We start from the raw sequence: 13,093 nt of genomic DNA, 5'->3' as shown, positions 1-13,093 counted from the left end.
TCTCATAGTCTACTGTACGGCGATATGCGTCAAATGTTCCTTTTTAAAATCTTCAATCTGATCAAGCGCCCGGGCCGCGATCGCTTCGTTCTTTTCTTTTTTGCCTTTGATCCGCTTTTCAAGCGGCGGGAATAGCCCGAAATTGGCATTCATCGGCTGAAAATGCTTGAAATCGGCAGTCGTAATGTAATGCGCCATACTGCCAAGGGCCGACATCTCAGGAAGCACAAGCGGTTCCTCGCCTTTGGCTACGCGCGCAGCATTGACGCCCGCAACGAGACCTGACGCCGCCGATTCCACATAACCTTCTACACCCGTCATTTGGCCGGCAAAAAAGAGGTTTTCGCGCTGCTGCATTTGATATGTCGGCTTAAGCAGCTTGGGCGAATTGATAAACGTGTTGCGATGCATGACGCCATAACGGACAAATTCGGCGTTTTCCAGCCCCGGAATCATAGAAAAGACGCGTTTTTGCTCGCCCCATTTCAGATGGGTCTGGAAACCAACCATGTTGTACAGCGTGCCGGCAGCATTGTCCTGACGAAGCTGGATGACGGCATGCGGCAATTTGCCCGTATGCGGGTTGATCAGGCCTACCGGCTTCATCGGCCCAAACAGCGCCGTCTGCTTGCCGCGTCGCATCATGACTTCGATGGGCATGCAGCCTTCAAAATAAATCTCTTTTTCAAACTCTTTCAGCTCCGCTGTTTCCGCCGCGATCAACGCTTCGTAAAAAGCGTTAAACTCCTCTTCGTTCATGGGGCAATTCAAATAAGCCGCTTCGCCTTTGTCATAGCGCGAAGCGAGGTACACCTTATCCATGTCGATGGAATCTTTTTCGATAATGGGAGCGGCGGCATCGTAGAAGTAAAAATACTCTTCTCCCAATAGCTCGCGGATACCGCCCGACAGCGCGGGCGCAGTTAATGGGCCCGTGGCGATGACCGTTATGCCCTCCTGCGGAATTTCAGTAACCTCTTCGTTTCGCACCTCGATGAGGGGATGATTGCGCAACCGGCTTGTCACTTCGCCGGAGAAGCCGTCACGGTCGACGGCAAGCGCTCCTCCCGCCGGTACGGCATGTTGATCCGCACAGCTCAGAATGAGCGAATTCAAGCGGCGCATTTCTTCCTTCAAAACGCCGACAGCATTGCTGAGGCCATTGGCCCGCAAGCTGTTGCTGCAAACAAGCTCTGCAAACTGGTTGGTATGATGAGCGGGCGTTTGCTTCGCCGGCCGCATTTCATAAAGAACTACCGGCACGCCAAGGCTTGCAATTTGCCAAGCGGCTTCGCTTCCTGCGAGGCCGGCGCCGATAACGGTAACCTTCTGAGACAAAAAACTTCATTCCTTCCGATAAGGCGTGTTTATAAACACGCCCGCACCTAATTTTTTGAAGATTCTGACGGATAAAGACAAGGATGCAAAAACGGCGACAACGCCGCATGGACAGGCAGGCCCGGCTTATTCAGCCGGGGCCTGTCTTTTTATAAGTTGATGTTAAGCCTGCTCTTCATGCTCCTCATCCAGCACTTCCTCGCTGTAATCGCAGGACACACATTGCAGGCGCGCACCGCTGCGGTTGCGCTTTTCGACTAACATGGCTTCGCATTTAGGACAAGGTTTTCCGGTCGGCTTATCCCACGATACAAAATCACAGCCCGGATATTGATCGCAGCCATAGAAAATGCGGCCTTTTTTGCTGCGGCGTTCGATAATTTTTCCTTCGCTGCATTTCGGGCACGCCACGCCGATATCTTTGACAATCGGCTTTGTATTCCGGCAATCCGGAAAGCCGGAGCAAGCCAGGAATTTTCCAAAACGCCCCATTTTGTAAACCAGATGGCGGCCGCACTTCTCGCACAGCTCATCGGAAACCTCATCCTGGATTTCGATTTCCTTCATCTCGTCCTCAGCAACCTCAAGCCGTTTCTGGAACGATTCGTAGAAGTTGGCGAGCACCTTGACCCAGTCCTCGGTTCCTTCCTCTACATGGTCAAGATTGCCTTCCATGTTGGCTGTAAATTCGGCATCCAGAATTTCCGGAAAAAACTCTTCCATCAGTTGAATGACCAGTTCGCCAAGCTCCGTCGGCATAAACTTTTTCTCTTCCATTGCGACATAACCGCGCTTCTGGATCGTTTCCAGCGTTGGGGCGTATGTGCTCGGGCGTCCAATTCCAAGCTCCTCCAGCGTACGAACCAGACGCGCCTCCGAATAACGCGGCGGCGGCTGGGTGAAGTGCTGCTTAGGCTCGATTGCCTCCGGAGTAATTTCCTCGCCAGGCAATAACGCAGGCAAAAACTTATGTTCTTCTACCGTTCCGTCGTCGTTGCCCTCAACGTAAACCTTCATAAAGCCGGGGAACTTGACCTTGGAGCCGGAAGCGCGGAATACCGTTTCTCCCGCTTGCAAATCGACGGTCATCGTATCCAGAATGGCAGATGACATCTGACTGGAAGTGAAACGCTCCCATACAAGCTTATACAATCGCAATTGATCCCGGGACAGAAAAGGTTTCATGGATTCCGGGTCGCGCAGAATGGAAGTAGGCCTGATCGCTTCATGCGCATCCTGGGCATTGCTGTTCTTCTTCACATAAACACGCGGCTGCTCCGGCCAAAATTCGGCGCCGTATTTTTCGGTGATATACGCCTGGGCTTCTTCTTGAGCCACAGGTGAAATACGGGTGGAGTCCGTTCTCATGTAGGTGATTAAACCAACCGTGCCTTCCTTGCCTAGCTCGACGCCTTCATACAGCTGCTGGGCGACGGACATCGTTTTGGACGCGCGGAAACCGAGCTTGCGGGCAGCTTCCTGCTGCAACGAGCTCGTAATAAATGGCGGTGCAGGATTGCGAAGCCTTTCCTTCTCCTTAACCTCGGAAACCTTAAACGGAAGACCGTTCATAGCCGCCAATACTTCCTGTACATCGGCTTCCTTGCCCAGTTCCCGCTTTTCGCCCCGAATGGAATAATATTTGGATTCAAACGACAGCCCTTTATGCTGCAGCTTTGCCGTGATGGACCAATACTCCTCGGGAACAAAATCCTCGATTTCATTTTCCCTGTCATTGATCAGCTTGACGGCAACCGATTGAACGCGTCCGGCGGACAGGCCTTTTTTCACCTTTTTCCAAAGCAGCGGACTGATCTTGTATCCCACCAAGCGGTCCAGAATACGGCGAGCCTGTTGGGCGTTAACGAGATCCATATTAATCGGGCGCGGATTCTTGAACGCGTCCTTGACAGCTTGTTTTGTTATTTCATTAAATACGACCCGGCAGGTTTCTTTTTCGTTCAACTCCAGGTAATGAGCCAGATGCCAGGCAATCGCTTCCCCTTCGCGATCGGGGTCAGCCGCTAGAAAGACATGTTTAACTTTTTTGCTGGCATCCTTCAATTCCTTCAGGACACTGCCTTTTCCGCGAATCGTAATATATTTGGGATTAAAGTCTTTCTCCACCTCGACGCCAATCTGGCTCTTAGGCAAATCTCGAATGTGACCCATTGACGCTTTCACAATGTATTTGCTACCCAGATATTTACCGATGGTTTTGGCTTTGGCCGGTGATTCTACGATAACTAATGAATCTGCCATACGAGGTGCCTCCTCTCTTTGCGACTAGTTACAATACACAGTATATGGAGCCGGATTGCAGCCCAATTTTCCGTTTTATACATAAATTTAGCAGAAGTGCGTTCAAATGTCCAAACGGAATACCCGATGTTTCATGGAGCTCATCGATCGTAAGCTGCTGATCCTGCAAAAGAGCAAGCACCTTCAGCTCATCTTCGCTATCCCCCGAAGCGGCGGACAACGACTCCTCCGTCCGTGTTTCCGGCTTGCGCAGGATGGCATCGCCAAGCCATTCCAGCTCGTTGGCCACTTGCTTGGTGGAACTGATCAGCTTCGCCATTCCGTCCCGAATCAAGGCGTTTGGACCTTCGCTTTTGGGCGATGAGATCGGCCCGGGGACGGCGAATAATTCACGGTCCATCTGAAAGGCGTATTTGGCGGTAATCAACGAACCGCTCTGGCTGGCTCCCTCCACAACAATGGTTGCTCTGGACAATCCGGCGATGATCCGGTTGCGTTGATGGAATTGTCCGCGATGAAGCGTGGTGCCAAGCGGCGTCTCGGAAAGCAGCAGTCCCTTTTGGGCTATCGCCCGGAACAGGGACAAATTTTCCGACGGATAGCAGGTATCAATCGGCGTCGGCATAACGGCAATGGTACCGCCAGCCTCTTCCAAAGCTGCCAGATGCGCGATGGCGTCTATGCCTTTGGCAAGGCCGCTGACAACGGCAAAGCCGTCTTGAGACAGTTCGCGCGCCATAGCAGCCGCCGTATGTCTGCCGTAAGCAGTGGGTACTCGCGTTCCAACCAGCGCCACAGCGGGGCGTTCCAGCAATTCCAGCCGTCCCTTAGCATACAACACCCACGGCGGCTGTGCAATCTCTTTTAATATAGTAGGGTAATTTTTGTCATAGCATGTGATGATCGCGGTACCGCCCTGTTTTGCGGCCCCAGAGCTTTCCCAATCCGGACTTTGCCGTTTGCCGGCGAGCAAAGCCGCCCCTTTTTCGGCGCGTTCCTTGCGAAACCCGATTTCCTCCAACTGCCCTGCATCCCAGCTTTCGTTGTTCCACATGGCGGCTTTAACGGCTCTGTCGATGTTATGCCAGCTTATGCCGGGTATGTCGTACAACGCAATAATCATTTCTCTTATTTTTTGCTCTGTGTCTTTCATCACAATCAGCCCTTTTCTTGAGAGCCGACCTGCATTCCTATATTGTGCGTTACATTTGCGCGGATTGCAAGTCGGCCCCGCTCTTATAAATGGTTATGCAACAAAAAAAGGCAACCCTTCAGCCGCGTTTGCCACGCAGCGAAAGGTTGCCTACCTTCAATACTATTGGTTGAGCCTATTATACGGCTTTGGGCTGAAAATAGCCAGCGCCGCATTGTTGCATTATTTAACGGTCGTACATTTCTCCAGCAAACCGTGCGCAGTCAGCGCATCAACAAGCGTAGCTCCCATTTCGGAAGGCGTCGGGGCCACCTTGATGCCGCAAGCTTCCAGCGTAGCGATTTTTTCGGCAGCAGTTCCTTTGCCTCCCGAAATAATGGCGCCGGCATGTCCCATACGTTTGCCCGGAGGCGCTGTTGCCCCTCCAATAAAACCAACGACAGGTTTTTTCATGTTGGCTTTAACCCATTCCGCTGCTTCTTCCTCTGCGGTACCACCGATTTCGCCGATCATAATAACCGCGTACGTATCGGGATCATCGTTGAAGCGGCTCAAAATATCAATAAACTCGGAGCCTTTAACGGGGTCGCCGCCGATACCCACTGCCGAGGATTGGCCGATGCCGCGAGTCGTCAGCTGATGAACCGCTTCGTACGTGAGCGTTCCTGAGCGCGACACAACGCCAACATGCCCTACGGTGTGAATATACCCTGGCATAATGCCGATTTTGCACTCGCCTGGAGTAATAACGCCTGGGCAGTTCGGTCCGATCAATACGGTTTTGCTGCCTTCCATATAGCGTTTTACTTTGACCATATCCAATACCGGTATGCCTTCTGTGATACAAATAACTAACTCCAGGCCAGCGTCAACCGCTTCCATAATCGCGTCTGCCGCAAATGCCGGCGGTACATAAATAACCGATGCATTGGCGCCGGTAGCTTCTACCGCTTGGTTCACTGTATTAAAAACGGGCAGAGAAACGACTGTGCCGTTCTCCAGCGTGATGTCGACGTTAGTGCCGCCTTTGCCTGGCGTCACGCCACCTACCATCTGCGTGCCGTAGTCCAACGCTCCCTTGGCGTGGAACAAGCCTGTTGCGCCCGTAATCCCTTGTGTAATGACTTTTGTATCCTTATTGACCAAAATACTCAACTTCACTCACATCCCCTGATTGGATTTCTGTGGCTTTGGAATGAATTGCCCGTGTCGCCTTCCAAATTACTTAACGAGAGCAACGATTTTTTGCGCGCCGTCAGCCATGGAATCGGCAGCCACAATGTTCAAGCCGGATTCATTAAGCATTTTTTTGCCAAGCTCCACGTTTGTGCCTTCCAGACGCACCACGAGAGGACGGTCAAGGCCAAGCTCCTTCGCTGCGGCAATTACGCCTTCAGCAATAATATCGCATTTCATGATGCCGCCGAAAATGTTGACAAAAATGCCTTTAACCTTTTCGTCGGACAAAATGATTTTAAACGCTTCCGTCACTTTTTCTTTGGTAGCGCCGCCCCCAACGTCAAGGAAGTTGGCCGGGTCTCCACCGTAATATTTGATAATGTCCATTGTCGCCATAGCCAGGCCCGCGCCGTTGACCATGCAACCGATGTTGCCGTCAAGGGCAATGTAGCTCAGGTCAAACTTGGACGCTTCGATCTCTTTGGCATCTTCCTCGTCCAGGTCGCGCAGCTCTACAATATCCTTGTGGCGATACAGCGCGTTGGAGTCGAAATTCAGCTTGGCGTCAAGCGCCATAACGTTTCCGTCGCCTGTTACGACAAGAGGATTGATTTCCGCAATAGAGCAATCTTTTTCCACGAAAGCGCTGTACAAAGCGAGCATAAATTTCACGGCCTTGTTGACAAGAGCTCCCGGAATGTTGATGGCGTAAGCCAGCTTGCGCGCTTGAAACGCTCCCATGCCAACCGCAGGATCGATGACTTCTTTGAAAATCTTCTCAGGCGAATGCTCCGCCACTTCCTCGATTTCCGTACCGCCTTCTTCCGATGCCATCATAGTGACACGGCCTGTCCCGCGGTCCAGCACGACTCCGATGTAATATTCTTTTTTGATGTCGCAGCCCTGCTCGATCAGGAGGCGTTTAACTTCCTTCCCTTCCGGGCCGGTCTGATGTGTAACAAGCACTTTTCCCAAAATTTCGCCGGCATAGGCGCGCACCTCGTCCAGGCTTTTGGCAACCTTGACGCCGCCCGCTTTGCCGCGGCCGCCCGCGTGAATTTGCGCTTTAACGACCACTACCGGCGTTCCGAGCGACTCAGCGGCTTCTACAGCTTCATCCACTGTAAACGCTACCTTTCCTTCCGGAACAACAACTCCATACTGTTTCAGCACTGCTTTACCTTGATACTCATGGATATTCATTGTTGAAATCCTCCATTTCACAGACTGTAATCAGTCACCTGTACACAAACATCAATATTGTAGCATTTTTCATTGCATCCTACCTTATATTTCTGGTACAATGCGCAGGCTTTTTTGATATGAATTTGATCTCAAAACGAGAATGAAAGGGTTTACGCTGATTGACAGCGCGATTTTTTCCCTTTATTCTAGGTTGTGTAGCTTAACCTTTTTGAACATTTTGGAGAGCCCACTATTATTATACATGTATAATTAATAACTGCAAAAGTGAGGAAGCACCTTCTTTTGGGACTATTTTCCCATGGAGGTGCTTTTTTTGTGTTTAACGTAATCGACAGCGCCAGCGTATTTGGCGTAGAAGGAACGCGGATATCGGTAGAAGTGGACATTTGCAACGGTTTGCCCCAGGTCAATATTGTCGGTCTCGCCGATTTGGCCATCCGGGAGTCGGTGGAACGCGTTCGGGCCGCAATCAAAAACAGCGGATTCTCCTTTCCCATGGAGCGGATAACGGTCAACCTTGCTCCGGCCGATCTGCGGAAAGAAGGCACTGCCTTTGATTTGGCAATTGCCGCCGGCATCCTGACAGCCAGCGGCCAGCTTGGCCGGGGGTTGTTTCAAGACACGCTAGTTATCGGCGAGCTGTCGCTGAACGGCGGTTTGCGGCCGGTTCCGGGAGTGCTTGCGATGATTCAGCAAGCCAAGGAACGAGGCATCACCTCCGTCCTGCTGCCGCTGGGCAACTGCCGGGAGGCGGGATGGATTTCCGATATGGAACTGTTTGGACTGTCCCACCTCAAGCAATTAAAGGCGGATAAAATCGGGGCGGAGTCATTGCGTAGTCTGGAGTTAGACGGCGATAGTGGTGAAGTAGATCAACCCCAACAAATGCTCAAACTGCCTTCCGATATGTCATTTGCATCTGCTGGAGAAGCTCCGGCTACCGCTGCCATTGGCGCAAGCCGGTCTGTTTCGGGAGAACATCTCCTGCCTGATTTTGCCGATATTATCGGACAGCGGCATGCAAAACGGGCGCTTCTGATAGCAGCCGCAGGCCGCCACAATATTTTGTTCAGCGGGCCGCCCGGCACAGGTAAAACGATGATGATCCAGGCGCTCCCGGGCATTCTCCCGCTTCTCGATGAAAAAGAGGCGCTGGAGGTCACCAAAATATACAGCGTCGCCGGCAAGCTGCCCCCAAATGCGGAAGGGTTAATCCGGATACCGCCGTTCCGCGCTCCCCATCACAGCGTCTCCAACGCGGGACTGATCGGCGGCGGGTCAATGCCAAAGCCAGGTGAGCTTACGCTTGCGCACCGTGGCGTTCTTTATTTGGACGAGTTAACGGAATTTCCGCGCTCCGTGCTGGATATGCTGCGGCAGCCGCTGGAAAACTCCGTCATCACGATTTCCAGAGCCAAAGCCACCGTGCAATTTCCCGCTTCCATCATGCTCGCGGCTTCTTTTAATCCCTGTCCTTGCGGGTATTACGGCCATGAATACGGAGACAACTATTGCACGTGCAGCAGCACCGCTATAAGCCGTTACCGGAGCCGATTATCCGGCCCGCTGCTCGACCGGATCGACCTTCAACTGGAGGTGCCTCGTCCTCGCGCGCGCGACCACGCCGAACGAAACAGCTCCCCTTCATCCGCCGAGATTCGAAGCATAGTTGAGGCTGCACGGGAGCGTCAGCGGCGGCGCAATAGCGCAGGAGGCGCTTATTGCAACAGCGAGTTGACCGGAGCGGCGCTTCACAAAACTGCCCGGCTGCGGCGAGATGCAGGCCAGCTTCTGGAACAAGCCTTTCAAACGCTCGGCATCAGCATGCGCGCGTACGACCGGCTGTTAAAGCTGTCCAGAACCATCGCCGATGTGGAAGAAAGCGAATATATTGAAACCGAGCATATTGCCGAAGCCATTCAATACCGAAGGACCGACGCATCTGGTGCTCCGAACAACATGTAGGCAAGCAGTGGCTCATCGAGGACATTTGCCATCGTTCCTGAAACGACATTCCTGTGCGCAAAAAACCATCGCCAGGCCGTTACGGCCCTGACGATGGTTTTTCATAATCCAGGAGAACCGGACTTTAGAATGCTCCCTCATAATGGCGGTAGTCCGCAACAGGAGGCAATTGTTCTACGGGAGAAACGCCCGTTCCTGCTCCGCCATGGCTTACGGAGGGGCCGCCACTACTCCGAAGGGAAACCGTAATCACGTCAAAACGGATGGCTCTCTCCTGAAGGCCCTTCTGTTGCAAGTATACGACAGCGGCTCCTCTGATTTTTTGTATTTTGCGGTAATCGACGGATTCGGCAGCCGTTCCGAAACGACCCAGACTGGATACGCCGCGCGACCTGACCTCTACAAAAATAATTCGGCTGTCCCATTCCGCAACAATGTCAATTTCGCCGCTCCGGCAGCGCCAATTGACATCCCTGATCTCGTACCCCTCATCAACAAGTCGCCGGCACGCTTCCTGTTCGCCCCATTTTCCGAGTTGCTTCCGTTGGTCACTCATGACCCTGCTCCGACGCTCTCCGATCAGAACGGTAAACAAAACTTAATATTTCCGCAACCAGCGTATAAAGCTCCGGCGGAATCTCCTGATCGACGTCCAGTTTGGACAACACCTCTACCAATGAAGCATCTTCCTGAACAGGAACGCCGTTTTCCTTGGCTGTTTCCAGAATCCGATCCGCCAGCTGTCCTTTTCCTTTTGCGACAAGCACGGGTGCCGAGGATTCGCCTGGTTCATATTTAAGAGCAACGGCCTTGCGGATCGGCTGCCCTTCCTGCGTTTCTTTTTTGCTCATACCCGGAAATCGACTCCTTTGTAGCGGGTGGACGAGAATTGGGAGATATCCGGCGGTGCCTGCCGCTTGTTTGCAGGCGTTTCAGGAGCCGCTGCTGCGGTTTCGTTTTGTGCCGGGAACGGGTTGCTGCGCAAGGATAGCAGCTGATAGCCAACTCCCTGCATCCGCTCAGCCATCTCGCCTCTGGACGACTCCAGCAATCCGGAGATGCCGGGATGATCGTTCCACAAATTCAGGCTTACAATTTTGTCCGTTATCTGAACATCTACCAGCGTATCGCCCAACGCCTTCATCGACAAATTAAAGAGAAGTCGGCAATTATCGGCATCCAGCTCTCCCTTGCGCCCTCGCCGCGTCTGAATGTGCACAGAAGCGGTTCCGCCTCCATCCTGATCTTTTAACGGAATAAACATGGTTACATGGGTAAAAAGCGAGCTGTTTCTCTCCGGCGACAGCAGTAGCTGTTGGCCGGTAATATGATGGATCAAGCTTTGAATGGTCTCCTTAACCGCTGGAGGCACGTCGCTTCCGCCCGCAAGCGACATCAGCGCGCTTTTGAGCGAATCCTGCAGCGGTGCTGCCGCAGAGGCGGCAGCACCGCTGATTGCTGGACCAGGTGCGGGCGCAGTCGAATTTGCGGCCGGTTCGGCTTGCAAACCAGGCACGGCTGCTTGCCCGCCCGCAGCGCCGGCAGTTCGGGCGGCCGCTGCCGCATTTGCAGCCTGCTGGGAAGCCTCACCTTGGGCGGCTGCTCTGCCTTGGCCTGAAGCCGCCGCTTCCGCGGCTCGCGGCTCTGGCGTGATCATGCCAGCATTGCCCGGCAGTGCCGCACCAGAAGCTGAGGGAGGTTGGCCCTGTGCCGCGGCTGGCGAGGCAGAGCCTTGACCAGGCTGCGCCGCGTTCGTTTGCACTGATTGGGACGACGTCTGCTGCGCCGGTCCGCCCGCTTGAGCAGGAGAAGGCTGCCCTGCCGCATCCCCTTTGGCCGTAGCGGAGGCAGCTGCATTATCGCCTCCCGAAACCGCTCGAGCAAGCTGCAGCTCATGATCAACACCAAGCCATTTCATCATTTGCCCGAGCCAATTTGTCGAACTCGAAGGTGCAGCAGTCGAATGGCCCTGCCCTGCCGTTCCGACTTGGCCGTTGGCTGCTTGGGCGGTATCCTGTCCATCACCCGCTGTCGCTTGCATGGCAGCGGTTGCCGCCGCAGAACCTGCTGCTGTTGCAGCAGGGGCGCTCCCTGCTGTCGCCAGCCCCGCATTAGGGGCTGGCGTTGCTGCTGCCGTGCCTGGTTGCGTCTGGGCGGCCGCTTGGCCGCCTGACTGACTGCCAACCGCAATACCCGGCTGCTGCCCGGGCTGTTGGCCTGCGGCGGTCCCTGCAAGCGTCTGCGCCGAAGCAGCCGCACCTTGTCCTTGCGGACCGGCTGCTCCCGCATTGCTTCCGGCGGTTGAAGCAGCCGTTGTTGAAGCACCGCCGTCCTTGCTGCCCGCCGTTCCGTTCTGCAGCAACGTTTCACCCTTCTGCAGCAAAAGAAGCAAGCGCTCTACTCCTTGCCGGGTTTCGGGAGAAAGAGCTTCTCCACCCGTTTGCTGCAGCAGAGCCGTGAGCTGGCGCTGGAGTCCGTCAAGCAATGCATGTACACTTGTGCCATGCATGGTCTGCCCGACCGAAGCGATCGTTGCGGCTGTCATAGGCAGACCGCGTTTGAATGCGGCTGCGGCTGCATTCATCCACTGCTCCTGATTTTCACCCGGCGGCATTGCGGCAGCCGCTTGCTGAAATGCTTCCGCTGTCGCCCGATTAAAGGGGAAACCCTCCTTGCGCAAATCTTTGATAAGTTCCGTCGCCCAACGTTGATCCGGCAAACCAAGCTGTTTTGCAAAATCTCTCAGCGTATCTTCCATAAGAACGGGAGAACCCGTCTCTGCGTTCTTCAAAACAATCAAGGAGCCAGTCGACTCCGGCTGCACCTGGAGCAAAGCAGATTGTCCGGCCTGCAGCGGCATTTCCAGACGCGCGCGAACCTGTACTCCGTTTATATTGACGAGTGCTTCATTATTTTCCATGACTTGCGTCACGACGCCGCGAACGATTTGGCCCGTTCTCAGCTCCATTGTCCGCGTTTCGCCAGCTACCGCCTCTCCGAGCAGACCCCTCATCATTTGGCTGATATTCATATTGACTTCTCCCCTTGTCTGCTGCGGCATTACGCACTACAAGCTTCACATCTATATTGTTTATCGGTCAAATTGCCTCTTCCTTGAAGAGCCGCGCCGTAGGGGCTCGATTGACACAAATCAAAAAAGCCTGCTTTTCGATTAATGTTCATGCGAAACACGCAGGGAAACATTCCGAAAAACAAGCTTGAGTCAAGATTTTTCAATCAAAACAAGATTCTGCTAACTCAGCAATCAACACATTCCAATACTTATTGACTCATTCCACATCGGCTCTGCGTTTAAAGCTACGCTACGCCTCTTTGGCCTCTGCCCAAGCCGTATCTTGCTGGGTACCGACCTCAGCTTCATCTCCAAGCAGCTTGCGAAGAAAGGTTCGGCGATGAAGGTCGCTTGGGCCATGCTCCAGCAACCGTTCGCGGTGAAGCTTCGTTGCATAACCTTTATGTATGGCAATACCATATTGCGGATAAGCCGTTTCCCATTCTCCGGCGCATAACCTGTCGCGGGTTACCTTGGCCATAATGGACGCCGCAGCTATGCTTTGGCTGTTGGCATCGCCTTTAATAATCGACTTCTGAGGTAAAGCGATATCCACTTTTTCCGCATCCACAAGCAAATAATCACTGGAGATCGATAAGGATTCCACCGCTATTTTCATAGCAAGGCGAGCAGCCTGCTTGATGTTTATTCGATCGATAACGGATGCGTCTACACGGGCAACCGACCACGCCAGCGCCTGATCTGCAATGACGTCGTACAGCTGGTTCCGCTTTTTTTCGGATAGCTTTTTGGAATCGTCGACTCCTTCAATAATCAAGCCAGGCGGCAGAATAACCGCGCCAGCTACAACATCCCCGAACAAACAGCCTCTGCCAACCTCGTCTACCCCCGCAATGCTGGCATACCCTTCGTTCCATAAATCCTTTTCGTATTGCAGCATGTCTTCCCCTCCGTCC

Annotated in this window: 10 protein-coding genes; 1 reads left to right on the top strand and 9 read right to left on the bottom strand. The window is 53.5% G+C overall.

Translation table 11 applies throughout. The features are described from left to right. Nucleotides 1-9: 9 nt before the first annotated feature. From trmFO to sucC, 5 genes are all read right to left on the bottom strand, one after another. Complete coding sequence (trmFO, locus tag ACX93W_RS02675; RefSeq protein WP_459390766.1) at nucleotides 10-1,338, bottom strand: FADH(2)-oxidizing methylenetetrahydrofolate--tRNA-(uracil(54)-C(5))-methyltransferase TrmFO; 1,329 nt, start codon at nucleotides 1,336-1,338, stop codon at nucleotides 10-12. A gap of 162 nt (nucleotides 1,339-1,500) precedes the next feature. Next, complete coding sequence (gene topA / locus ACX93W_RS02670; RefSeq protein ID WP_459390765.1) at nucleotides 1,501-3,600, bottom strand: type I DNA topoisomerase; 2,100 nt, start codon at nucleotides 3,598-3,600, stop codon at nucleotides 1,501-1,503. 28 nt (nucleotides 3,601-3,628) lie between these two features. Beyond that, on the bottom strand, nucleotides 3,629-4,753 hold the full coding sequence (gene dprA, locus ACX93W_RS02665; protein WP_459391993.1) for a DNA-processing protein DprA: 1,125 nt from the start codon (nucleotides 4,751-4,753) through the stop codon (nucleotides 3,629-3,631). Between the two features lie 222 nt (nucleotides 4,754-4,975). Continuing rightward, a complete protein-coding gene (gene sucD, locus ACX93W_RS02660) occupies nucleotides 4,976-5,908 on the bottom strand; it encodes a succinate--CoA ligase subunit alpha (protein ID WP_459391992.1) in 933 nt (310 codons plus the stop codon). Nucleotides 5,909-5,974: 66 nt separating this feature from the next. Further along, nucleotides 5,975-7,135 carry an ADP-forming succinate--CoA ligase subunit beta gene (gene sucC, locus ACX93W_RS02655; protein ID WP_459390764.1) on the bottom strand — a complete coding sequence of 387 codons (1,161 nt, stop codon included), beginning with the start codon at nucleotides 7,133-7,135 and terminating at the stop codon, nucleotides 5,975-5,977. A gap of 318 nt (nucleotides 7,136-7,453) precedes the next feature. Here sucC and ACX93W_RS02650 point away from each other — a divergent pair, with 318 nt between their 5' ends. Beyond that, nucleotides 7,454-9,103: a YifB family Mg chelatase-like AAA ATPase gene (locus ACX93W_RS02650; RefSeq protein WP_459390763.1), complete on the top strand. Its 1,650-nt coding sequence runs from the start codon at nucleotides 7,454-7,456 to the stop codon at nucleotides 9,101-9,103. Nucleotides 9,104-9,227: 124 nt separating this feature from the next. Here the strand turns inward: ACX93W_RS02650 and ACX93W_RS02645 are convergent, their stop codons facing one another. From ACX93W_RS02645 to ACX93W_RS02630, 4 genes are all read right to left on the bottom strand, one after another. Next, entirely contained in the window at nucleotides 9,228-9,659 is a 432-nt protein-coding gene (locus ACX93W_RS02645; RefSeq protein ID WP_459390762.1) for a YraN family protein, read from the bottom strand. Beyond that, nucleotides 9,652-9,954, bottom strand: coding sequence for an EscU/YscU/HrcU family type III secretion system export apparatus switch protein (locus ACX93W_RS02640; RefSeq protein WP_459390761.1), 303 nt, complete (start codon nucleotides 9,952-9,954; stop codon nucleotides 9,652-9,654). The genes ACX93W_RS02645 and ACX93W_RS02640 overlap by 8 nt, the downstream gene beginning before the upstream one ends. Continuing rightward, nucleotides 9,951-12,134 carry a DNA polymerase III subunit gamma/tau domain-containing protein gene (locus tag ACX93W_RS02635; protein ID WP_459390760.1) on the bottom strand — a complete coding sequence of 728 codons (2,184 nt, stop codon included), beginning with the start codon at nucleotides 12,132-12,134 and terminating at the stop codon, nucleotides 9,951-9,953. Before ACX93W_RS02635 ends, ACX93W_RS02640 begins: the two co-directional genes overlap by 4 nt. A gap of 292 nt (nucleotides 12,135-12,426) precedes the next feature. Further along, nucleotides 12,427-13,077 carry a ribonuclease HII gene (locus tag ACX93W_RS02630; RefSeq protein WP_459390759.1) on the bottom strand — a complete coding sequence of 217 codons (651 nt, stop codon included), beginning with the start codon at nucleotides 13,075-13,077 and terminating at the stop codon, nucleotides 12,427-12,429. Nucleotides 13,078-13,093 lie beyond the last annotated feature (16 nt).

Source organism: Paenibacillus sp. CAU 1782 (assembly GCF_054551715.1).
Note: the sequence above shows the minus strand (reverse complement) of the source record. Positions and strands in the feature narration are given on the sequence as shown.